The organism is Kitasatospora sp. NPDC058032 (genome assembly GCF_042885845.1).
Lineage (GTDB): Bacteria > Actinomycetota > Actinomycetes > Streptomycetales > Streptomycetaceae > Kitasatospora.
Genome location: NZ_JBHVRK010000002.1, coordinates 187,407 through 207,482 on the forward strand (window position 1 = coordinate 187,407; position 20,076 = coordinate 207,482).

The following is a 20,076-nucleotide window of genomic DNA, read 5'->3' on the forward strand; positions in this document are numbered from 1 at the left end:
GCCTCCCGCGTTCGGCTCCGAGGTCGCCGGGTGGTGCTACTCGCCCTTCTCGGCGGCCGCGGCGGTGAGCCCGGCCGACCACTTCTCCTCGACGTTGCCGAACTTCCAGTAGGCGATCGCCGCCGCCCAGGTGAGCACGAAGAGGCCGACGATGGCGTAACCGACGAGGTCGAGGTTCAGCTCGCCGATCCAGGCGACCGGCCCGCTGGTGATGTCGAGCTTCTCGCCGAGCAGCCCGATCAGCTCGATCGAGCCGATGACCAGGGCGACCAGGACGGACAGGCCGGTGACGGTCAGGTTGTAGTAGATCTTGCGGACCGGCTTGGAGAACGCCCACTCGTAGGCGAAGTTCATGAACGAGCCGTCGATGGTGTCCAGCAGGCTCATGCCGGCGGCGAACAGGATCGGCAGCACCAGCAGCGCGTACCACGGCAGCTGGAACGCCGCCGCGCCGCCGGCCAGCACCAGCAGCGACACCTCGGTGGCGGTGTCGAAGCCCAGGCCGAACAGCAGACCGACCGGGTACATGTGCCAGGGCTTGGTCACGGCCTTGGTCACCCGGCCGAGGATGCGGTTCATGAAGCCGCGCTTCTCCAGCTGCGCCTCCAGTTCGGCCTCGTCGAACTCGCCCTCGCGCATCCGCCGGAAGACCTTGAGGATGCCGTTGAACGCGCCCAGGTTGATCAGACCGAGGGCGAGCAGGAAGGTGCCGGAGACGGCGACGCCGATCAGGCCGGTGGTCTCGTGCAGGGTGGAGTCGTCCGTCTCGATCTGCCCGGCGAGCGAGCGGATGCCGAAGGCCAGCAGCGCGCAGAGGCCGAAGACGATCGACGAGTGGCCGAGCGAGAACCAGAAGCCGACCGACAGCGGCCGCTTGCCCTGGCCCATCAGCTTGCGGGTGGTGTTGTCGATGGCGGCGATGTGGTCGGCGTCGAAGGCGTGCCGCATGCCGAGGGTGTACGCGGTGAGGCCCATGCCGGCGCCGAAGACCTGGCCGCCGACGTCGTAGTGCTCGGGCGCGACGAGCGCGAGCAGGGTGAACCAGCCGATCACGTGCAGGGCGAGGATGAAGCCGCCCATTCCTGCGAGGCGGATCCACTCCTCACGGGTGAGCCGATCGCGCCAGCGGGGGCCGGTCATCGGGGGTCCTTTCATGAGGCCGTCGGAGCTCCGGGGTCCTGTCCGGCCCTCGGAGCTGGGCCATCTTTCCTTCTTGTCGCAAATAGTTGCAAGTCATTCGCAATTACAACCTGGTCACCGGATAGCGGTCGAACGGGCTCGCGGCACCGCCGGCCCGGGAGCGGGACCGCCGGCCAGGGAGCGGGACCGCCGCGCCGAGATCGTCATGCACCGTACAAGTGGCGGTAACCCGGAGTGCCCCGCGAGCGCCGTTCTACGCGCGGATACTCAACTGCCCCGAACCCCAACCCCCTCTGGAGGGACGGCACATGATGAACCTTCGACCCGCCGCCGCGCTGGCCGCGTCCGCCCTGCTCGCCACCGGCCTGGCCACCCTCGGCGCCCCCGCCCCGGCCTCCGCCGCGACCACCGCGCTCCCCCACCGCGTCCTGTTCGACAACAGCAAGGGCGAGACCGCCGGCAACGCCGACTGGATCATCTCCACCGCCCAGCCCGACCCGCTCGTCCAGAACGCCAACCCCACCACCGAGAAGAGCTGGACCGGCGCGCTCTCCGCCTGGGGCGTCGCCCTGCAGAAGACCGGCCAGTACAGCCTCAAGACCCTCCCGGCCGGCTCCACCATCAGCTACGGCACCGGCGCCGCGCTCGACCTCGCCAACTTCGACACCTTCGTGCTGCCCGAGCCGAACATCCGGCTGTCGGCCCCGGAGAAGTCCGCGATCATCCGCTTCGTGCAGAACGGCGGCGGGCTCTTCCTGATCTCCGACCACAACCAGAGCGACCGCAACAACGACGGCTGGGACTCCCCGGCGATCATCAACGACCTGCTGACGAACAACGGCGTGAACAACAACGACCCGTTCGGCTTCTCGGTGGACATCGCCAACATCTCCACCGACAACCCGCGCGCCGTCAACGACGCCGCCGACCCGGTGCTGCACGGCCCGTTCGGCACCGTCACCGGCTCGATCCTGCGCTCCGGCACCACCTTCACCCTCAAGCCGGCCGACAACCCCAAGGTCAAGGGCATCGTCTACCGCACCGGCTACTCCGCGAACACCGGCGCCTTCTTCCTCACCAGCGGCTACGGTTCCGGCCGGGTCGCCGCCTGGGGCGACAGCTCGCCCGCCGACGACGGCACCGGCCAGCCGGGCAACAACCTGTTCAACGGCTGGAACGACCCGGCCGGCACCAACGCCGCCCTCGCCCTCAACGCCACCGCCTGGCTGAGCAAGGCCTGACGGCCCCTGCCGCCTCCCGCGCGCCCGGCCGTCCGCTCGCCGGGCGCGCGCCCGCTTCCTCCCCTACTGTCGGAATGATCCGCACCGGCCTGCCGTGAGCCACGGCCGTGCGCACCGACCGGGACCCGATGGAGCGGCCATGCCCTCGTACCCCTACCGCACCACCCGCGAGGACCTGCGAGTCCCCCTCCCCGACGGCACCGAACTGTTCGCCCGCCTCTGGCGCCCGGTGACCGACGAGCCCGTCCCCGTCGTACTGGAGTACTCCACCGGCCGTCTCACCGACTGGACCGCCACCGACGACGCCCGCCGCCTCCCCTGGATCGCCGGCCACGGCCACGCCGCCGTCCGGGTCGACGCCCGGGGCCACGGCAACTCCGGCGGCGTCGCCCCGGTCGCCGACGATCCGGCCACCACGGACGGCCGGGCCGCCGCGGACGGTTCGGCCGCCGACGGCGCCGAGGTCGTCCGCTGGCTCGCCGCCCGGCCCTGGTGCAGCGGCCGGGTCGGCCTGCTCGGCACCGGCGCCGCCGGGGACACCGCCCTGCGTCTGGCCGCGCTCGCCCCCGGCGCCGTGCACGCCGCGGTCGTCGTCTGCCCCGACGGCGCGCACCGCCTCGGCGGCGCCGTCCTCGCCGCCGACGGCCACGCCCGCGCCACCGACCGGCTCGCCGACGCGGCCCGCCCACCGGACCCGCAGTACGTCGGCGACGACTGGCGGGCGATGTGGCTGGCCCGGCTCGACGCCCTCGAACCACCGCTGGCCGACTGGCTCGCCGCCCCGTCCCCCGACGTACCGGCCGCCGCCGTCCCCACCCTGGCCGTCGCCGGCTGGTCCGACCCGTCCGCCGCCACCGTCCTCGCCCTCGCCGCTGCCGGCGGCGGGGCCGGCGCCGGCCCCGCGGTGCGCGCCGTCCTCGGCCCCTGGCCGCACGGCCTGCCCGACGAACTCCTCCCCGAGGCACTGCGCTGGTACGACCACTGGCTGCGCGACATCGACGCCGGCGCCCTCGCCGCCCCCACCCTGCGCAGCTGGCGCGCCGGCCACTGGTCCGGCGACGACCCCTGGCCCCCGCCCGGGCTCCGCGAGGTCCACTACGGCCTGGACGGCCCGCTGCGCACCGCCGGCACCGCCTCCGAGGACCGCTGGGTGCACGTCCACTCGCCGCAGCACACCGGCCTCGACGCCGGCGCCCACGTCCCGCTCGGCCGCCCCGCCGACCAGCCGCCCGACCAGCGCGAGGAGGACGGCCGCTCGGTCTGCTTCGACTCCCGCCCGCTGCCCGAGCCACTGGACCTGCTCGGCGCCCCGTCGCTGGCCCTGCACCTCCGTCCGGCCGCCGGCCCCGCGCTGATCGCCGCCCGTCTGTGCGCCGTCGCCCCCGACGGCACCTCGACCCTGCTCACCCGCGGCGTCCGCGCCCTCGCCGGCCCGGCCGACGGCCACGACGACTCCGTGGCCGCCGACGCCGCCGTCGTGGAGCTCGCCCCGACCGGCGCCACCGTTCCGACCGGACACCGGCTGCGGCTCGCCCTCTCCTCCACCTACTGGCCGTGGATCTGGCCCGGCCCCGAACCGGCCGGCTTCGCGCTCGACCCCTCCCGCTCCACCCTCACCGTCCCCGTCCACCACCCCGCCCGGCACGCCGACGACCTCACCTTCCGCTCCCCCACCCTCCCCCTGCCGCCCCCGCTCCACCTCACCGAACCGCTCACGGCCCGCCCCGAGCGCGTCACCGTCCACGACATCGGCCGCCGCGAATGGCGCACCGAACTCTCCCCGGCCACCGACGGCACCCGCACCCACCCCGACGGCCTGGTCCGCGCCGAACAGACCGTCACCGCCTACCGCGTCCTCACCGCCACCCCGCTCAGCGCCCTGGCCCGCACCGACCGCACCGTGCGCCTGGAACGCCCCGCCCTCGGCTGGGACGTCACCGTCCACACCCGCACCGAACTCCGCTGCGACCCCACCCACCTCCTCGCCCGCACCCAGCTCCGCGCCGAGGAGGCCGGCAACGTCGTCTTCACCAAGGAGTGGCACCACCGCATCCCCCGCTGAGGCGGCCTGATCGCCCGCAGCGAACCGACATCCAAGCTGCTGTGGATGTCATGACTGCGGCCTACGAGGAGATCCCCTTCAGCGAGCTGCTCCACCGGCCCGCTGCCACCACCGGCCGACTCGACGCCGTGCGTGCGCTGAGACTCCGCCGCCGTGGCGCCGGCGATCTCGCGCTGATGCGTGTCGACCAGTTGGAACAGGACACCACCGTCATCGACTTCACGTCCCGTCTGCTCGGCGGACTGGTACGACCGGGAACGTCGCCGCTCTCCGTGCCGCACTGCCCGAAGCGCTGCCGTGGGTGACGTTCCTGCCCGACGAGGACGTGGCCGAGCTCATCGGCGAACTGGTGGACGTCGCCCGTGGCCCGGTCGCCCTCGACAACCTCGCCCCGATCGCCCTGCTCCTCACTCAGTGGCGGCACACGGCCGAAGTGCACGCGGACCCGGCCCTGTACGCCCTCCTGACCCGCGAGCCCGACGGCGACCTCGGGCCCGCACCCCGGCCCGGAGTACCCGAGTGAGCCCGAAGCGCGGCGACCGCGCGGCGCCGCCGCCGGTCGAGGCGGCGGGCGGATCCGGTATCTGGTCGGCAGTCTGGACCGGATGGCCTGGATCACCTACGCGGGCACCGGCCATGGTGCCCCCGTTCGGCATACTGCGACTGCTCCCAGCCGATGACGTGCGAGGATCTTCCGACGATCTGCCCGGAGGAGCGCCCCCATGCACGAGCCCCTGCACATCCACCGGATCCTCGGCGGTGGGCCGTTCGCCGAGGCCGGGAAGCCCAGTGCCCTCGCCCGCGACGACGCGCGCGGGCTGATCGCCGTCGGCGGAAGCGTCGGCGACCTGCAGTGGGGCGGCCGTGCGCTCAACTCCTGGTACGGCTACCGCGTCGGTGTCTACGGGCTCGACGACCTCCGCTGCCGGCAGCTCGTCCGAACCCGGTGGCCCGTGCTCGACCTCGCCCTCCACCCCCACCTCCCCCTGCTCGCCGTCGGCACCGGCGCGTACGACGGCGGCTACCTGTACGAGGGCGAACTCCTGATCGTCGACCTGGAGGACGGCACCACCACCTCCGTGCTGGAAGGCCACTGGGAAGTCCGCCGAGTGCGCTGGCGCGAGGACGGCCGCGCGCTGGAGCTGGTCGTGGCCCCGCCCGACGACGACGCGGACGACGCCCCCGAGACCCACGGCTTCGCCCCCGTCCTCGAACGCGACGACTGGCGCCGGGTCGCCCCCCGCAGCATCTCCTACAAGGACCTCACCGGCCCACGCGTCAGGGCGTCGCGTCGCCCCGAGGGTGCCAAGCAGGCCGCCCGCGAGACGCTCGCCGCGCTCGCCGACGCGCACGGCGCGACGTGGTCGCCGCGGCGCCAGGTGTGGGCAGTGGAGGCGCTGGACGACGGGCGAGTGCTGGCCGCGCTGGAGGGGACGAAGCTGGAGAGCTGGTCGCCGTCCGGTGAGTCGCAGTGGTCGGTGCCGGACCCGGACGGCGCGCGTGAACTGCACATCTCCCCCGACCGGACGTCCGCCTGGGTCAATGTGGCCCGCCCGAGCCGCTGGGCACACGGCGTCGGGTGGGAGGAGGTCCCCGGCCTCGTCGAACGGGTTTCGCTCGCCGACGGCAGCACCCTCGACACCGTCGACGCCGGTTTCCCCGCCGCCCTCGCCGCCGGTCTCGACGGCCGGCTCGCCCTCCGTGACACCCGCCTCGAACGGCAGAACACCCGGATGACCCTGCTCGCCCCCGACGGCACGCGGTCCGCCGGGCCGGCGCTCGGCTGCTACGACTCCCTCAACATGTACTTCGGGGTACGGCGCAGCCCCGAACTGCTGTTCCTCCAGGGCGGGAAGAAGGAGTACTGGAAGGACCAGTGGGTCGTCGCCGTCGACCCCGCGAAGCGCGAGGGCCGCAGGCCCGAGACCCGCCGGCTGTTCCCGCTCGACTGGGACGGCAAGCGCTCCCGTCGTCTCACCGGCGGCCCGGCCGTCCGCCTCGCGGGGAGCGACGGAACGGGCGGCGCCCTGGTCCACGCCGGCGAGATCCACGTCGACCGCGGGCCGAAGGCCGACCCCGCCTTCGTCGCCTGCCGCCGCTTCCCGGACGGCGCGCCGCGGTGGGTGTTCCCCGTGGACCACCCGGTCACGGCGCTCGACTCCGACGGCGACACCGTGTTCGCCGCCCTCCTCTCGGGCGAGATCGTCGCCCTCGACGCGGCCGACGGCACCGTCCGCCGGCGCGCCCAGCTCTCGGTGGGCGGTGTCCCGACGGTGGCCCTCTCCCTCGCCGCGACCGCGCCCGGGCAACTCGTGCTCGGAACGGTGGACGGGCGCATCCTCCTCGGCGAACTTCCCCCTCCGCAGTAGTCCGGCGGCCCGCCGCAACGGATGGCGCCTGCGGTGGCCGGACGCCGCAGATCAGCGGGATCCGGCCATCCCTGGTTCCCCAGTCCTCCAAAGCCGACCATCCTGGCTTCAGGCAACCCAGGCACAGCGGAACGCGCTCACAGCAGGAACCGCCACGTCACACCGGCACCCATCCCGATCGACCGCCAACCACGGCCGACTACCTACCAGCAGCTGCGCCAGGGACCATCCCCGCGTGCGCGGGGAGCGGAGCCCCTCAGAAAGGGGCACCCTCCGCTCCTTGGGACCATCCCCGCGTGCGCGGGGAGCGGAGTTCGTAAGCTGCGGGTCTATGCGGGGATGGGGCGGGATTCTGCAACTTGTCGGGAAACGGGCATGTCGGGCTTTCGGGACGCTTCCTGGCCGGCGTGAGAGCAGCCTACCCAGGTTCCGCCGGAGGCGTCGGGCAGCTTGCGCGGCGTAGGAAGTCGGCCTGTCCGACTTCCTACGCCGGGCAAGCGCCCACACGACACGCCTGCCACCCGGCGCGGGGCCGGGCGGCAGGCGGGAGGGGTCAACCGACAGGTCAGCTTGTGGTGATCGAGGTGTCGTCGATCACGAAGCTGGTCTGCAGCGAGACGTCCTCGGTGCCGGTGAACTTGAGGGTCACCGTCTGGCCCGCGTAGGCCGACAGGTCGAAGGTCCGCAGCTGGTAGCCGCTGGCGGCGTCGGCGTTCGAGTAGGTCTTCAGCGTGGTGCCGTTCACCTGGACGGCCAGCTTGTCGTACGCCGTCGTGCCGGACTCACCGGTGTCGATGTGCAGGTAGAAGCTCAGCGTCGCCGAGCAGCCCGCCGGGATGGTCACCGTCTGGGACAGCGTGTCGGTGTGCGTCGAGCCGTAGCCGTTCAGCCACGCCTTCCACGAACCGCCGTGCGGCGCCTGCGAGGACGAGTTGTCGACCACGCCGCTGGAGGTCGTCCACGGCGCGGCCGTGCCCGTCTCGAAGCCCGCGTTGCCGAGCAGCTGCGCCGGGGTGCAGGTGCCGCCGCCACCGCCGGTGACGGTCCAGGTGAAGCTCGCGCTGCCCGTCCTGGCGGCCGAGTCCTTCGCCGTCACGGTGACGTTGTAGGTGCCGGCCGTGGTCGCGGTGCCGCTGATCACGCCGGTGGAGGCGTTGATCGACAGGCCGACCGGCAGCCCGGTGGCGGTGTAGGTGTACGGCGTCGAACCGCCGCTCGCCTGGATCTGGAGGTTCGCCGAACCGCCCACCGCCGTCGACTGGTTGCCCGGGTTCACGACCGAGACGGAGCCGCTGCCCGCGGGCTTCGTCAGCAGGCAGCCGCTGACGTTGAGGTCGATGACGCGGCCGTTGCCCAGGCAGGTGGTGAACCAGTAGGTCTCCTGGCCGTAGCTCTGCCCCTGGTAGGCCGCGGTGGTTCCGTCGGCCGCCACCTCGCAGGGGTTGTTGAGCGTGCACATCTGGCCGTCGTCGTTGCCGGTGTTGTTGATGCCGACGACCTTCTTCGTCGCGGCGTCGACGATCGGCGAACCCGAGGTGCCGTGCGTGGTGTTGCAGCCGGAGCTGTAACGGAGGGAGTCGTGCCAGGTCCAGGCGTCCTCGCGCAGTGTGCCGACGAAGCCGTTGACGGAGCAGTTCCAGGTCTGCTTCCAGTACGAGGAGGGTATGAACATCGCCGAGCCGTCGACCGGGTGGGTGTCGCTGATGGTCAGCGCCGTCGCACCGAACTTGGAGGTGATCGACCCGAAGGTGTCGGTGAGTTGGTACAGCGCGACGTCCGTGCCGGTCATCGTGGCGTAGAGGATCTTGTCGGCCGTCACGGTGCCGAGGGAACCGCCGGAAGCGTTGAGCAGGGTGCCGCTGCGGCTGGCGGACTGGTTCTGGATGACCTGGCCGGCGGACGGCATGGTCGGCAGGCAGTGCCCGTTGGTGAGCATGAGGGCCCGGTCGGCGTCGACCGAGGAGGGGTAACGCACCAGCGAGGCCGAGCAGTTGCTCAGCGCGATGGTGGACGTCAGGTCACCGGCCTGCACCGCCTGCGCGGGCGCGACCGCCACGGAGGTCAGGACCCCCGCGATGACGACGCTCGCGGCGGACGCGGCGGCAAGTCTCTTGAACATGGCTCTCCTTGTGGGGGATGCGGGGCGTACGACCGGTTGCGGACGCCCGCGCCGCACGAAAGTGCCATGACCACATCAATTGGTCAACGGTGTGAGCAGAAGTCAGGCGGAGAAATCCGCCCGGAGGCGCCGGATCACCGGTACGGCTGCCGGAGCCGCTCGGGTTGGAGGAGGAGCCGGCCGACGGGCTCGCCGATGTCAGCTACTGGGGGCGGGACCAGGAGGAGGCGTACCACCGCTTCGAGTGCGCCGGCCGTCGGCGAGATCGAGGTCGGCGGCTGCCCGGTGCTCGGCTTCGGGTGGTGCCAGGGCGACCACGCCGTCCGGCACCACGGTGAGCGGGACCGGGGGCGGGTGTACCCCGTCACCCTGGACCGTGGTGCGGACGGCGGGACGGTGCTGCGGTGGAGCATCCCGGAGTGGGCCGAGGAGGAGTAACGGCCAGGAGGAGCAACGGCCGAGGCGTCAGCGAAGGGCGAGGACGGGGCGGGCGGAGAGGTCTTCGGTGCAGTAGTCGCCGTCCTCGTCGAAGACCATGGCGGCGAGGTCCGGGTGCCGGTTGGCGGTGGCGAGCGGCAGCCAGGCGAGGACGGTGCCGTAGCCGCCGCAGACGGACTCGCCGCCGTCGCCGCCGTAGATGGTGCCGGGGTCGCTGGTGATCTCCGAGTGGTAGGTGTCGTGGGCGATGCGCAGGCCGAAGGCGTTGGGGCCGGTGTGCGGGCCGGGCTCGGGGCCGTACGGGATGCGGTCGAGCGGGCACTCGTCGCCCCAGCGGAACAGGGTGTGCGCTCCGGCCCCGCAGCCGTGCTCCCACTCGTCGGGGGTGGGCAGGCGCAGGCCCTCGTGGGCGAGGACGGCCGGCAGGTCGGCGGGCTCCTCCTCCAGCGGTTCGCCCTCCACGGCCATCAGCAGCGTCGGCACGGTGACGGTCCGGCGCGGACTGAGGACCCGGGCGAGGTGGGCGTGCAGGTCCCCGTCACCGAAGCCCTGGCTGACGCTCTCCTCCCGGTAGCAGGCCAGGAGTTCGGGGGACGGCCGCCAACTCGCCGTGTCGAAGCCCACGGTGACCCGCCCACCCGGTATCAGCGCGAACATCCGCCCACCGCGCTCGACCAGCACCCGGTGCAGCGGCGCGCCCAGGTGCTCGACCTCCTCGACCCGGTCGAGCCGGCCGCCGACGCTGCCCGCGATCTGGGTGGCGAGACGACTGGCGGCGGTGCGGTCGAGGCGGCGCCAGGCGGCGAAGGTGAGGGTGGCGAGCGGTTCAGGAGCCATGCCGGGAGTCTGGCACGCGGCACCGACAGTTGCCCCGCAAGAGGCGCCCGACAGTCCGGTCCGTCGCCGAAGTCCGTCCCCCGGAGGCGATTTGGCCGATCGGAGAGCCTAACCGACGGCCTCCACCGCCCGCCGCAGCATCGACGGGCGGGTCAGCGCGTCCGTGTTGTCGACCCACTGGTCGGCCCCGCCGATGAGCGGCCGGGCTTGCAGGGCCGGGTCCGTCAGGGTGGCGGTGAGGGCGCGGACGAAGCGGTCGGCGCGCAGGACGCGGTAGGGGCGGGAGTGGTACGGCCGGGTCGCCGGGTCGACGGGCGGGGTGAGGCCGGTGGCGTTGTGCAGGGCGGCGGCCGTCTCGTAGGCGGCGCAGAGGTGGCGCTCGCGTTCGGGGTACGTGTCGGCGGCCAGGGCGCCGCGCAGCGACGGGGTCAGCCGGGGCGCGACCGCGAGGCGGGCGAACGCCGAGCCCAGCCACTTGCCGTAGGGGGCGTAGCGGCGTTCCAGGAGCAGGCAGAGCCGCATCAGGTCGCGGACCAGTCGGCCGGCGGTCACGGCGGAGCCGAGCTCGTCGCCGACCTCGGCGCAGCGGCCGGTGAACGCCTCCTCCTGGGCGATCCGCTGCCACTGGCAGGCGAGCAGGTAGCGCCAGACCTGGTCCGGGTACCAGGCCAGGGCGCTTCGTACGGCGCTGAGTTCGCCGGTGCCGTCGTGGAAGACGGCACCGCCGGTGACCTCGGCGAGCCGCTGCTGCGGGAAGGCGAGCCAGTCCGCGACGCCGAGGTCGCCCGGCGGGCCGAGGCGGTCGGTGAGCCAGGCGGTGAGGTCGTGGACGACGACGCGGTGGTCGACGGGGCCGTTCGGGTCGTCACCCGTGCGGTAGCGGGTGGGCCGGCCGCGCAGCGTTCTGGGGAGCCGCTCGGCGAACAGGCGGGTGAGGTCGGGGCGCAGGCGGGCGGCGTCCTCGGTGGGGAGGAAGAGGTCGAGGCGCGGGCCCCAGTCGTGGTCGGTGGAGCGCGGGGTGTCGAGGCCGAGGACTTCCGAGCCTGCGCCGAGCCGGGCGGCGGCGTACCGCAGGCCGGGGTGGGCGGCGGCGAGGATCGGGCGGACGGCCTCCTCGTGGAGGAGGCGGGAGAGTTCGAGGCCGGGGACGAAGGGCGCGCTGGTCACCCGGTCAGCTTCGCGGGTGGGGCGGGGCGCCGTCCAACGGATTCGGGGGCACCGCCGGACCGTCCGGCCGGCGGTGCCCCCGTCCACTGAACGCGGTGGCGCCTACTGCTGCGGGAAGCTCTCCTCGTCCACGTCGCTGGTCTTGGCGTTGCCGCCGACCTTGGCGGTCAGCGTGATCGTCCAGGAGACGTAGTTCCGGCCGCTGGTGTAGGACAGCGAGTCGTCGAACTTCGTGTAGCTGCAGCTCTGGGTGAACATCTTCAGCGAGGAGTCCCAGTCGACGCCCTCGGAGAAGAAGACGTCGTAGTCGCCGTCCTCGACGCCCTCGATCGCCGCTTCCTTGCCCTTGCCGACGTACAGCGAGTGGACCGTCTTGCCGCCCTTGTAGAGCGACACCACGGAGTCGACGGTGCCGGCGGTGTTGTCGACGTGGAACTCGCCGCCGCCCCGCAGCCGGCCCTTGGTGACGAAGGTGCCGTTGTCCAGCGAGCGGGTCTGCGGCTGCGGCGTCTGCGGAACGGTGAAGTTGGTGGTGTACCCGGCGGCCGTCATCTCGGCGAGGGCGGCCGGTATCGCCTTCAGCCCCTCGGAGAGGCCGACCTGGGCGTAGGCGGAGCCGGTGGTGCAGTAGGTCTTGGACTTGACGCCGGTACGGATCTTGGTCAGGTCGGTGGCGAGCTGCGACAGCGCGTTCACCAGCTGGCGCTTGGTGGTGCCGACGGTGGCCGGGGTGTCGCTCAGGCCGAGTCCGCTGCTCGCGGAGTTGGCCGCGCCGGCCGCCTCCTGCAGGCCGATCATGAAGTTGTTCAGGTTGGCCGACGGGTTGATCTTGCCGAGCGCGACGCCGACCGGGTCGATGTAGCCGGCCAGGACGGGCCCGTACGGCGTCGGGGTCGGAGTCGGGGTGGGTGTCGCGGTGCGGGTCGGGGCCGGCAGGGCGGTGTTGAAGCCGTCGGACGGGCCGGACGACGCCGGTTCGCTGCCCGAACCGCTGGCGGATCCGCCGCCCGAGCCACCGCTCGAACAGGCCGCCAGCAGCAGGGCGGTGCCCACCGCGACGCCGGCCTTGGTGAAGGACTTCATGCCGCTCCCCCGATTGAAATCTCGGTACTGATCCATGCACACTCCGTGCTGTCTGCTGTCCCCGCGGACATGATTGCGATCCGACAAGACGCGGTCAACAGGGCGCATTTACAGCGCACCGAAGCGTAGCGGGGGCGTACGACGGAGCGCACGGAGCGGTCTCCGACGTCAACTACGATCGGTCCGTGCTCAGCCTCACGGGTCTCCCCCTCCAGATCATCGCCTCCGTCATCGCGATCGGCGTGTTCGCCGCCACGATGTGGCTCTGGCCGAGATTCGGCGGCGGCGGCTGGAAGGCCTGGAGCGGCCGGCTCGGCGCGTTCCTCGCCACCCAGCTCGCGGTGCTCGTCGCCATGGGGCTGATCGCCAACGGCTACTTCGGCTTCTACAGCTCCTGGAGCGACCTGCTCGGCACCAACGGCAAGCCCGGCGAGGTGGTCGACCACCAGCCGAACGCGGCCGCCGCGCTGGCCGTCACCGGCGAGAAGAACATGTACTCGGCGCAGGGCTCGGCCCGCGACCGCTCCGGGCTGATCCAGGAGGTGTCGGTCCGGGGCAGGGCGAGCGGGCTGAACAGCGACGCCTTCGTCTATCTTCCGCCGCAGTACTTCCAGCCGGAGTACGCGCAGCGCAAGTTCCCGATGGCGCTGGTGCTGGCCGGCTACCCGGGCTCGGCGGAGAAGCTGATCACGCTGATGCAGTACCCGGCGTCCACGCTGACCGCGATCGAGCAGAACAAGCTGCCGCCGACCGTCCTGGTGCTGATGCGTCCGACGCTGTCCGGCAACCGCGACACCGAGTGCATGGACATCCCCGGCGGGCCCCAGGTGGAGACCTTCTTCACCAGCGACCTGCCGACGGCGCTGTCCGCCAACTACCGGATCGGCACCGACCCGGCCAACCGCGCGGTGATCGGCAACTCGACCGGCGGCTACTGCGCCCTCAAGTTCGCGCTGCGCAAGCCGGACGCCTACCGCTCCGCGATCTCGCTCTCCGGCTACTACACCGCGCCGATCGACGAGACCACCGGCGATCTGTTCGCGGGCAACGCCCAGCTGAAGCAGGAGAACGACCTGGTCTGGCGGCTGAAGAACAAGCCCGCCGAGCCGGTCTCGCTGCTGCTCGCCACCAGCTACGACGAGAACAACTACGAGGGCACCCAGGCCATGGTCAACTCCTTCAAGGCGCCGACCAAGCTCTCCACCATCACCCTCGACACCGGCGGCCACAACTTCCACACCTGGACCCGGGAGATCCCGCCCGCCCTGGAGTGGCTCGGCAAGCACCTGACGATGCCGCAGGCGGCATGACGGTTGCGCCGGCCGTGTGAACAACGCACGCCGCCGCGAGGATCACAGGCCGCTCATACCCGTGTCTCACGGTTCTCTCAGCCGGGCGCCCGAACGTAGCGCCCATGACCACGACCAGCCTCACCCCACCGGCCGGCGAGCCCTGGCCGGAGGCCGGGGACCACCCGCCCCCGGTGCTGCCGCCCGCCCCCGCGCCGGAGGGGTCGGCGCCCGGGCGGCCCGCCGGGCCGCCGCTGTTCCCGGAGCTCCCGCCGCCGCCCACCGGTCCCAAGGGGCCGGCCTCCTGGGCGGAGCGGCTGCGGACCCTGCCGGGCCGGACCTGGCGAGGGCGGGCCGACGACCCGCGCTGGGTGCGGCCCGCGCTGCTGGCGCTGCTGGCGGCCACCGCCGTCCTCTACCTCTGGGGCCTGTCCGCCTCCGGCTGGGCCAACTCCTTCTACTCGGCCGCCGCCCAGGCGGGCAGCCAGAGCTGGAAGGCCTTCTTCTACGGCTCCTCGGACGCCGGGAACTTCATCACCGTCGACAAGCCGCCGCTCGCGCTCTGGCCGATGGCGCTCGCGGCCCGGGTCTTCGGGCTCTCGTCCTGGTCGGTGCTGGCCCCGCAGGCGCTGATGGCGGTGGCCACGGTGGCCGTGCTGTACGCGGCGGTGCGCCGGCGCTTCTCGCCGCTCGCCGGGCTGCTGACCGGCGTGGCGTTCGCGCTGACGCCGGTGGCGGCGCTGATGTTCCGCTTCAACAACCCGGACGCGCTGCTGGTGCTGCTGCTCACGCTGGCCGCGTACGGGCTGCTGCGGGCCGTCGAGGCGGCCGGCACCCGGTGGCTGGTGTTCACCGGGGTGATGCTCGGGCTCGCCTTCCTCACCAAGACCCTGCAGGCGTTCCTGGTCCTGCCCGCGTTCGCGCTGGTCTACCTGGTGGTGGCGCCGACCGGGCTGTGGCGCCGGGTGCGCCAGCTGCTGGCCGGCGGGCTGGCGATGGTGCTCGCCGGCGGCTGGTGGGTCGCGGTGGTCGAGCTGGTCCCGGCCTCGGCGCGGCCTTACATCGGCGGCTCGCAGGACAACAGCTTCCTCTCGCTCACCTTCGGCTACAACGGCTTCGGCCGGCTCAACGGCAACGAGACCGGCAGCGTCGGCGGCGGCCGCAACCGGATGGCGGGCGGGTTCGAGGCGGCCTTCGGCGCCGGGCCCGGCGGCGCGACGGCCGGGGGTCCGCCCGGCGGGATGCGCGGCGGGGGCGGCTGGGGCACGACCGGCATCACCCGGCTGTTCGACGGCGACATCGGCGGGCAGATCGCCTGGCTGCTGCCCGCCGCGCTGATCCTGCTGGTGTTCGGTCTGTGGGCGACCCGCCGCCGCGCCCGGACGGACACCGCGCGCACCGCGTTCCTGGTGTGGGGCGGCTGGCTCCTCTGCACCGCGCTGACCTTCAGCTTCATGTCCGGGATCTTCCACCAGTACTACACGGTGGCGCTGGCCCCGGCGGTCGCGGCGCTGGTCGGCATCGGCGTCGACGGGCTGTGGCGGGCCCGGCACCGACTGCCGTACGCGGCGGTGCTGGCCGGCACGCTCGCGGTGACGGCGGTGTGGGCGTACGTGCTGCTCGGGCGCAGCAAGGACTTCGTGCCGTGGCTGCGGCCGACGGTCCTGGCCGGCGGGCTGCTCGCGGCCGTGGCGCTGCTGGTCGCCGGGCCGCTGGCGTCGCGGCTCGCGCGCCGGGCGGATGGGGCCGCGGCCGGGTCCTCGCGGCTCGCCGGGCGGCTGACCGCGGTGGCGGGCCTGCTGGGCGCGGCGGCGGCGCTGGGCGGACCGGCGGCGTACGCGGTGGAGACGGTCAACACCCCGCACCAGGGCTCGATCGTGCTGGCCGGGCCGGCCGTGGAGGGCGGCTTCGGACCGGGCGGCGGCCGACGCGTCGCGGGCGGCACGGGCGGCACGGGCGGCTTCCCCGGCTTCCCCGGCGCCCCGCAGCAGCAGGGTGGTGTCCCCGGCGGCGGCCAGGGCGGCATCCCGGGCTTCCCGCAGCAGAACGGCGGCCAGGACGGCAACCGCACCCGCGGCGGCGTCCCGGGCGGCATGGGCGGCATGGGCGGGCTGCTGAACGGCACCAAGGTGAGCACGGAGGCGGCCGACCTGCTCAAGGAGGGCGCCGACGGCTACCGCTGGGCCGCCGCCACCAGCGGCTCGCAGAACGCCGCCAGCTACCAACTCGCCTCCGGTGTCCCGGTGATGGCCCTCGGCGGCTTCAACAGCAGCGACCCCTCGCTGAGCCTGGAGGCCTTCCAGAAGTACGTGCAGGAGGGCAAGGTGCACTGGTTCGTCGCCGGCGGCGACCCGCGCGGCGCCCTCACCGAGGCCCCCGGCACGAACGGTGCCGCCGGCGGCGGCCGGGACCGCGAGTCGGCCAGGTCGCAGACCTCGCAGATCGAGGAGTGGGTGGCGAGCCACTACACCGCCCGCACCGTCGGCGGCTCGACCTTCTACGACCTGACCCGGTCCCCCGTGTCCTGACCCTGACGGCGGGGCGCGGCACGGTGAACGACCGTGCCGTGCCCCGCCGTTGTGCTGTGCCGAGGAATCACTTCGCGGTGTCGGTCGCGCAGCGCGTCCCGGCCGCCGGCACCGTGCCGTCGACGAGGAAGGCGTTCACGGCCGTGCGGATGCACTCGCTGTGCCCGTAGCCGGTGTGCCCCTCGCCCTCGCGGGTGAGCAGCACGGCGTTGCCGAGCTCGGCGGCGAGCTTCTCGGCGTTGGCGTACGGGGTGGCCGCGTCACCGGTCGAGCCGACCACCAGGATCGGCGTCGCGGCCTTCGAGGTGATCGGGTGCGCCTTCTCGGGCGAGCGGAACGGCCAGCTGCGGCAGTCGGGGTCGAACAGCGCGGCTCCCGGCTCGCGTCGGCTGATCAGCGGGGCCTTGGACGCCATCTCGGCGTACGCGGCCTGCAGCGCGTCACCGGTCGGGACGCCGGTCGCGCCGTCGGCGCAGTAGACGGCGGTGTAGGCGTCGCCCGAAGCGGGGTAGTGGCCGTCCTTGTCGCGCTTGTTGTAGCTGTCCGCGTACATGAACAGGTAGTCGCCCTTGCCGTTGACCATGGCCTGCGCCAGCACGTTCCGCAGCTCCTCCCAGCCGCGCTCGTCGCCGTAGAGGCCCTCGATCACGCCGGTCCACGCCGCGGCGGAGGTGAGGACGCGCCCGTCCTTGGTGGTGAGCGGCTTCTGCTTGAGCCCGTCGAGGAAGTCGGCGAGCTTCTCGGGCGCCTTGTCCGGGTCCTTGCCGAGCGGACACTGCTTCTGCTTGGCGCAGTCGGCGGCGAAGGCGCGCAGCGAGCGCTCGAAGCCCCCGTACTGCTCGATGTTGTTCTCGACCAGCGACTTGGCCGGGTCGACCGCGCCGTCCAGGACGAGCCGACCGACGCGGTCCGGGAACTCCTCGGCGTAGACGCTGCCGATGTAGGTGCCGTAGGACAGCCCGAAGTAGCTGAGCTTCTGGTCGCCGAGCGCGGCCCGCAGCACGTCCATGTCGCGGACGGTGTCGCGGGTGCCGATGTGCTCCAGCAGCTTGCCGTACTTGGCCTGGCAGGCGTCCGCGAGCACCTTGCCGTGCTCGGGGCCGAGGTCGTCGGTGGTGAGCCAGGTGTCACGGGCCTTGTCGTCCAGGCAGTTGACCGGCGAGCTGAGGCCGACCCCTCGCGGGTCGAAGCCGACGATGTCGTAGTGGTCGCGCAGCGGGCCGTCGTAGTCCTTCTGGCCGCGCTGGACCATGGTGACGCCGCTCACGCCGGGCCCGCCCGGGTTGACCAGCAGGGAGCCGGTCCGCTCGCCGGGCTTGGCGCTGCCGATCCGGGCGACGCCGACGTCGAGGCCCCCGCCGGCCGGGTCGGCGTAGTCCAGCGGGACCTTGAGGGTGGCGCACTGCACCGCCGACTCGTCGATCTTCGTGGTCTTCGGGTCGTCCTTGCAGGCCGCCCAGGTGAGCTGCTGACCGTAGAAGGCCTGGAGGGCCGGGTCCGCCTGGCCGGTGGGCTTGACGGTCGGCGTGGGCGTGGCGGTGGGGGTGGGCGTCGGGGTGGCGGTCGCCGGGTCCGTGGGCGACGGCGTGGTGGTCGCGGCGGCGGACGGCGTGCCGGAGGCCGCGTCGGTGGAACCGCCCGAGCTGGTACAGGCGGCCAGCAGGGCGGCCGCGGCGACGGCGGGCAGGGCGCGTCGCGAGAACCGTGTGATCATCGAATGCACCGCACACGAATACCACCTGACGATCACATGGTTGACGGTGCCCCACCCGCCGGCGCCCCGCCCGTCCCGCGCGCTTCGGGACAAAGAGCGACGAACCGTCCGAGGAAACGTTTCCTCGGCTGTTTCCCTGCCGCTCGTCAGCCGCTCGTCAGCCGCCGCACTGCTGCAGCATCGCCTTCTTGTCGGCCTCCGTCACCGGCAGCTGGTACTTCAGCGACACCTGCGCGAAGCGCACCGCGTACGAGCAACGGATCTCCGGGTTGGCGGGCAGCCAGGCGGCCGGGCCGGAGTCGCCCTTGGAGGCGTTCTGCGAGCCGTCGGCCGGGATGAGGTTGAGCGGGTCGTTGGCGATCTGCACCCGCTTCAGCTTCTCCCACTTGCTGGCGCCCATCTGCCAGTCGTAGGACAGCGGCATCACATGGTCGATCTGGATCTTCGAGGCCTGCTGCTTGTTCCAGTCGACCGTCTTGCCGGTGTACGGGTCGTAGATGGTCATCGAGGTGACCGTGCACTTCGAGCCGTCCTTGCGCTCGACCGCCGAACCGTCCCGGGCCAGCAGGTCGTTGCGGGTGTCGCAGTTGTTGTGACCGCCCGGTATGCCGTCCACGTTGTCGGTCCAGGCCGGTCCGAACTCATTGCGGTCGTAGCCGTCCTTGGGGCCGGCGGCGGCGGTGGCGACCTTGGCTATCAGCTCGCGGCCCGCCTTCTGGTCCTCGGCCGAAGTCAGCGGCGCCAGACCGGGCTTGGTGCCGTCGGGGTTCTCCAGCGGGCTGGTGCCCCGGCTCGCGGCACCCGCCGCCCCGGTGGACGCGCCGCCGCCCGGCTTCTTGTCGTCCGAGCAGCTGCTCAGCACCACGGCGGATATCAGGAGGACGGTGGCGGCGGCGGACAGGGTGGTGCGACGGGCGGGCACGGGGACTCCCCAAGTGGGCGGGCTGCTGACGGCGTACCAGCAGACCAGCCGCCCAGCGGGCGGTCAAGCCACCACAACAGGGAGCATTTCGATCATGGCGAAGCTCACACCGGGAAGCCCGCCGCCCCACCGCCCGGCCGCCCCGCCGCATCCGCGCTCAGGGCCGCAGCGCGCGGACGCTCTCCTCCACCACCGTCTCCAGCGGGGTCGCCGCCACCCCCAGCGTCTCCCGCGTCGCCGTCGAGTCGAGCAGCAGCGGCCGGTCGTACAGGTAGCCCATCTCCTCCACCTCGGCGAGGATCTCGTTGCCGGAGCGGGCCGGCGCCGCCCGGGAGACCTCGGTGAGCGCCGGCTCCGGCGCCCCGGCCGCCTCCGCCAGCCGCCCGGCCAGCTCGCGGGGGGACGCCTCGCTGGTGCTGGGCACGTGCCAGGCCCGGCCCCAGGACGTCTCGTTGCGCGCTGCGGCGACCAGCGTGGCGGCCACGTCGCCGACGTAGCTCCAGCTGTGCGCCGCGTCCAGGTCGGCGGGGTAGCCCACCGGCTCGCCCGCCACCACGGCGGGCACCACGGTGATGGCGAACAGCGACGTGGCGCCGCGTCCGACGAAGTCGCTGGCCCGCACCTCGGTGACGCGCGCGCGGCCCGCCTCGTGGGCGGCCAGCGCGTCCGCCCACAGGGCCGCCCGCAGCGTGCCCTTGCGGCTGGTCGGGGCGGCCGGCAGGTCCTCGGTGAGCGGGCCGGCCACCGGGCCGTAGCCGTAGACGTTGCCGAGCATGACGTAGCCCGCGCCGGTCCGCACGGCGGTGGTCAGCAGGGCGGCGGCGAGCGGCGGGAACTCGGTCAGCCAGCGGTGGTACTGCGGGGCCGCGCAGTTGATCAGCGCGTGCGCGCCCTCGACGAGCGCGGTGAGGGCGTCGGCGTCGGTGGCGTCGGCGGCGACCCGCTCGATGCCCGGGTGCTCGGGACCGTTGCCGCGCCGGGTGACCAGGCGGACCCGCTCGCCCTCCCCGGCCAGGCGCAGGGCGGTGGCGGTACCGGTCGGGCCGGCGCCGGTGACGACGTGGAAGGACATGGGAGGCTCCTTGGTTGCCTGAGGGGTGGTGGCGCCGGACTGCGCGGCGCCGTGATCAACTCTCGGCCAGGGCCCCGCCGCACGGCAGGGCTCCG

General features: G+C 73.1%; 15 protein-coding genes and 2 pseudogenes. 8 read left to right on the forward strand and 9 right to left on the reverse strand.

The features are described 5' to 3' along the window. Nucleotides 1-36 precede the first annotated feature (36 nt). Entirely contained in the window at nucleotides 37-1,140 is a 1,104-nt protein-coding gene (locus ACFVUH_RS03765; RefSeq protein WP_355364524.1) for a HoxN/HupN/NixA family nickel/cobalt transporter, read from the reverse strand. Nucleotides 1,141-1,448: 308 nt separating this feature from the next. Here ACFVUH_RS03765 and ACFVUH_RS03770 point away from each other — a divergent pair, with 308 nt between their 5' ends. From ACFVUH_RS03770 to ACFVUH_RS03790, 5 genes are all read left to right on the forward strand, one after another. Further along, a complete protein-coding gene (locus ACFVUH_RS03770; protein ID WP_355364527.1) occupies nucleotides 1,449-2,381 on the forward strand; it encodes a hydrolase in 933 nt (310 codons plus the stop codon). A 139-nt stretch (nucleotides 2,382-2,520) separates the two neighbouring features. Continuing rightward, nucleotides 2,521-4,443 carry a CocE/NonD family hydrolase gene (locus ACFVUH_RS03775; RefSeq protein WP_387910989.1) on the forward strand — a complete coding sequence of 641 codons (1,923 nt, stop codon included), beginning with the start codon at nucleotides 2,521-2,523 and terminating at the stop codon, nucleotides 4,441-4,443. Nucleotides 4,444-4,493: 50 nt separating this feature from the next. Further along, nucleotides 4,494-4,748: a hypothetical protein gene (locus ACFVUH_RS03780; RefSeq protein ID WP_387910991.1), complete on the forward strand. Its 255-nt coding sequence runs from the start codon at nucleotides 4,494-4,496 to the stop codon at nucleotides 4,746-4,748. Next, entirely contained in the window at nucleotides 4,745-4,966 is a 222-nt protein-coding gene (locus ACFVUH_RS03785; protein ID WP_387910992.1) for a hypothetical protein, read from the forward strand. The genes ACFVUH_RS03780 and ACFVUH_RS03785 overlap by 4 nt, the downstream gene beginning before the upstream one ends. Before the next feature lie 199 nt (nucleotides 4,967-5,165). Continuing rightward, nucleotides 5,166-6,812 carry a hypothetical protein gene (locus tag ACFVUH_RS03790; protein WP_387910993.1) on the forward strand — a complete coding sequence of 549 codons (1,647 nt, stop codon included), beginning with the start codon at nucleotides 5,166-5,168 and terminating at the stop codon, nucleotides 6,810-6,812. A 565-nt stretch (nucleotides 6,813-7,377) separates the two neighbouring features. On the opposite strand, the pseudogene ACFVUH_RS03795 reads toward ACFVUH_RS03790, so the two are convergent. Beyond that, nucleotides 7,378-8,100: pseudogene (locus ACFVUH_RS03795) on the reverse strand (putative Ig domain-containing protein); the annotation flags it as partial. A 210-nt stretch (nucleotides 8,101-8,310) separates the two neighbouring features. Then, nucleotides 8,311-8,931 (reverse strand): annotated as a pseudogene (locus tag ACFVUH_RS03800) (serine protease); the annotation flags it as partial. 195 nt (nucleotides 8,932-9,126) lie between these two features. Here ACFVUH_RS03800 and ACFVUH_RS03805 point away from each other — a divergent pair. Continuing rightward, entirely contained in the window at nucleotides 9,127-9,369 is a 243-nt protein-coding gene (locus tag ACFVUH_RS03805) for a hypothetical protein (RefSeq protein WP_387910994.1), read from the forward strand. Between the two features lie 27 nt (nucleotides 9,370-9,396). On the opposite strand, the gene ACFVUH_RS03810 is transcribed toward ACFVUH_RS03805, so the two are convergent. The 3 genes from ACFVUH_RS03810 to ACFVUH_RS03820 form a co-directional block, all read right to left on the reverse strand. Then, nucleotides 9,397-10,206 (reverse strand): hypothetical protein, encoded by an 810-nt coding sequence (locus ACFVUH_RS03810; protein ID WP_355364542.1) that lies wholly within the window; start codon nucleotides 10,204-10,206, stop codon nucleotides 9,397-9,399. A gap of 108 nt (nucleotides 10,207-10,314) precedes the next feature. Then, nucleotides 10,315-11,373, reverse strand: a complete 1,059-nt coding sequence (locus tag ACFVUH_RS03815; protein WP_387910996.1) for a DUF4037 domain-containing protein — start codon at nucleotides 11,371-11,373, stop codon at nucleotides 10,315-10,317. 102 nt (nucleotides 11,374-11,475) lie between these two features. Next, nucleotides 11,476-12,456, reverse strand: coding sequence for a hypothetical protein (locus tag ACFVUH_RS03820; RefSeq protein WP_387910998.1), 981 nt, complete (start codon nucleotides 12,454-12,456; stop codon nucleotides 11,476-11,478). A 185-nt stretch (nucleotides 12,457-12,641) separates the two neighbouring features. Here ACFVUH_RS03820 and ACFVUH_RS03825 point away from each other — a divergent pair, with 185 nt between their 5' ends. Both ACFVUH_RS03825 and ACFVUH_RS03830 read left to right on the forward strand, forming a co-directional pair. Continuing rightward, entirely contained in the window at nucleotides 12,642-13,766 is a 1,125-nt protein-coding gene (locus ACFVUH_RS03825; protein ID WP_355364548.1) for an alpha/beta hydrolase-fold protein, read from the forward strand. Nucleotides 13,767-13,870: 104 nt separating this feature from the next. Beyond that, on the forward strand, nucleotides 13,871-16,273 hold the full coding sequence (locus ACFVUH_RS03830) for an ArnT family glycosyltransferase (protein WP_387911001.1): 2,403 nt from the start codon (nucleotides 13,871-13,873) through the stop codon (nucleotides 16,271-16,273). A gap of 67 nt (nucleotides 16,274-16,340) precedes the next feature. Here the strand turns inward: ACFVUH_RS03830 and ACFVUH_RS03835 are convergent, their stop codons facing one another. From ACFVUH_RS03835 to ACFVUH_RS03845, 3 genes are all read right to left on the reverse strand, one after another. Next, a complete protein-coding gene (locus ACFVUH_RS03835) occupies nucleotides 16,341-17,987 on the reverse strand; it encodes an alpha/beta hydrolase (protein ID WP_387911002.1) in 1,647 nt (548 codons plus the stop codon). Between the two features lie 157 nt (nucleotides 17,988-18,144). Then, the gene (locus tag ACFVUH_RS03840; RefSeq protein WP_355364557.1) at nucleotides 18,145-18,909 is read right to left on the reverse strand and encodes an HNH endonuclease family protein; all 765 of its coding nucleotides are present in this window, start codon (nucleotides 18,907-18,909) and stop codon (nucleotides 18,145-18,147) included. A 157-nt stretch (nucleotides 18,910-19,066) separates the two neighbouring features. Further along, nucleotides 19,067-19,981: an NAD-dependent epimerase/dehydratase family protein gene (locus ACFVUH_RS03845; protein WP_387911004.1), complete on the reverse strand. Its 915-nt coding sequence runs from the start codon at nucleotides 19,979-19,981 to the stop codon at nucleotides 19,067-19,069. Nucleotides 19,982-20,076 lie beyond the last annotated feature (95 nt).

Bases quoted from the DNA above. Each gene is read 5' to 3' on its own strand.
- ACFVUH_RS03765 (WP_355364524.1), bottom strand. From the start codon at position 1,140: ATGACCGGCCCCCGCTGGCGCGATCGGCTCACCCGTGAGGAGTGGATC.
- ACFVUH_RS03790 (WP_387910993.1), top strand. From the start codon at position 5,166: ATGCACGAGCCCCTGCACATCCACCGGATCCTCGGCGGTGGGCCGTTC.
- ACFVUH_RS03780 (WP_387910991.1), top strand. From the start codon at position 4,494: ATGACTGCGGCCTACGAGGAGATCCCCTTCAGCGAGCTGCTCCACCGG.
- ACFVUH_RS03835 (WP_387911002.1), bottom strand. From the start codon at position 17,987: ATGATCACACGGTTCTCGCGACGCGCCCTGCCCGCCGTCGCCGCGGCC.
- ACFVUH_RS03775 (WP_387910989.1), top strand. From the start codon at position 2,521: ATGCCCTCGTACCCCTACCGCACCACCCGCGAGGACCTGCGAGTCCCC.
- ACFVUH_RS03830 (WP_387911001.1), top strand. From the start codon at position 13,871: ATGACCACGACCAGCCTCACCCCACCGGCCGGCGAGCCCTGGCCGGAG.
- ACFVUH_RS03770 (WP_355364527.1), top strand. From the start codon at position 1,449: ATGATGAACCTTCGACCCGCCGCCGCGCTGGCCGCGTCCGCCCTGCTC.
- ACFVUH_RS03820 (WP_387910998.1), bottom strand. From the start codon at position 12,456: ATGAAGTCCTTCACCAAGGCCGGCGTCGCGGTGGGCACCGCCCTGCTG.
- ACFVUH_RS03805 (WP_387910994.1), top strand. From the start codon at position 9,127: ATGTCAGCTACTGGGGGCGGGACCAGGAGGAGGCGTACCACCGCTTCG.
- ACFVUH_RS03845 (WP_387911004.1), bottom strand. From the start codon at position 19,981: ATGTCCTTCCACGTCGTCACCGGCGCCGGCCCGACCGGTACCGCCACC.
- ACFVUH_RS03810 (WP_355364542.1), bottom strand. From the start codon at position 10,206: ATGGCTCCTGAACCGCTCGCCACCCTCACCTTCGCCGCCTGGCGCCGC.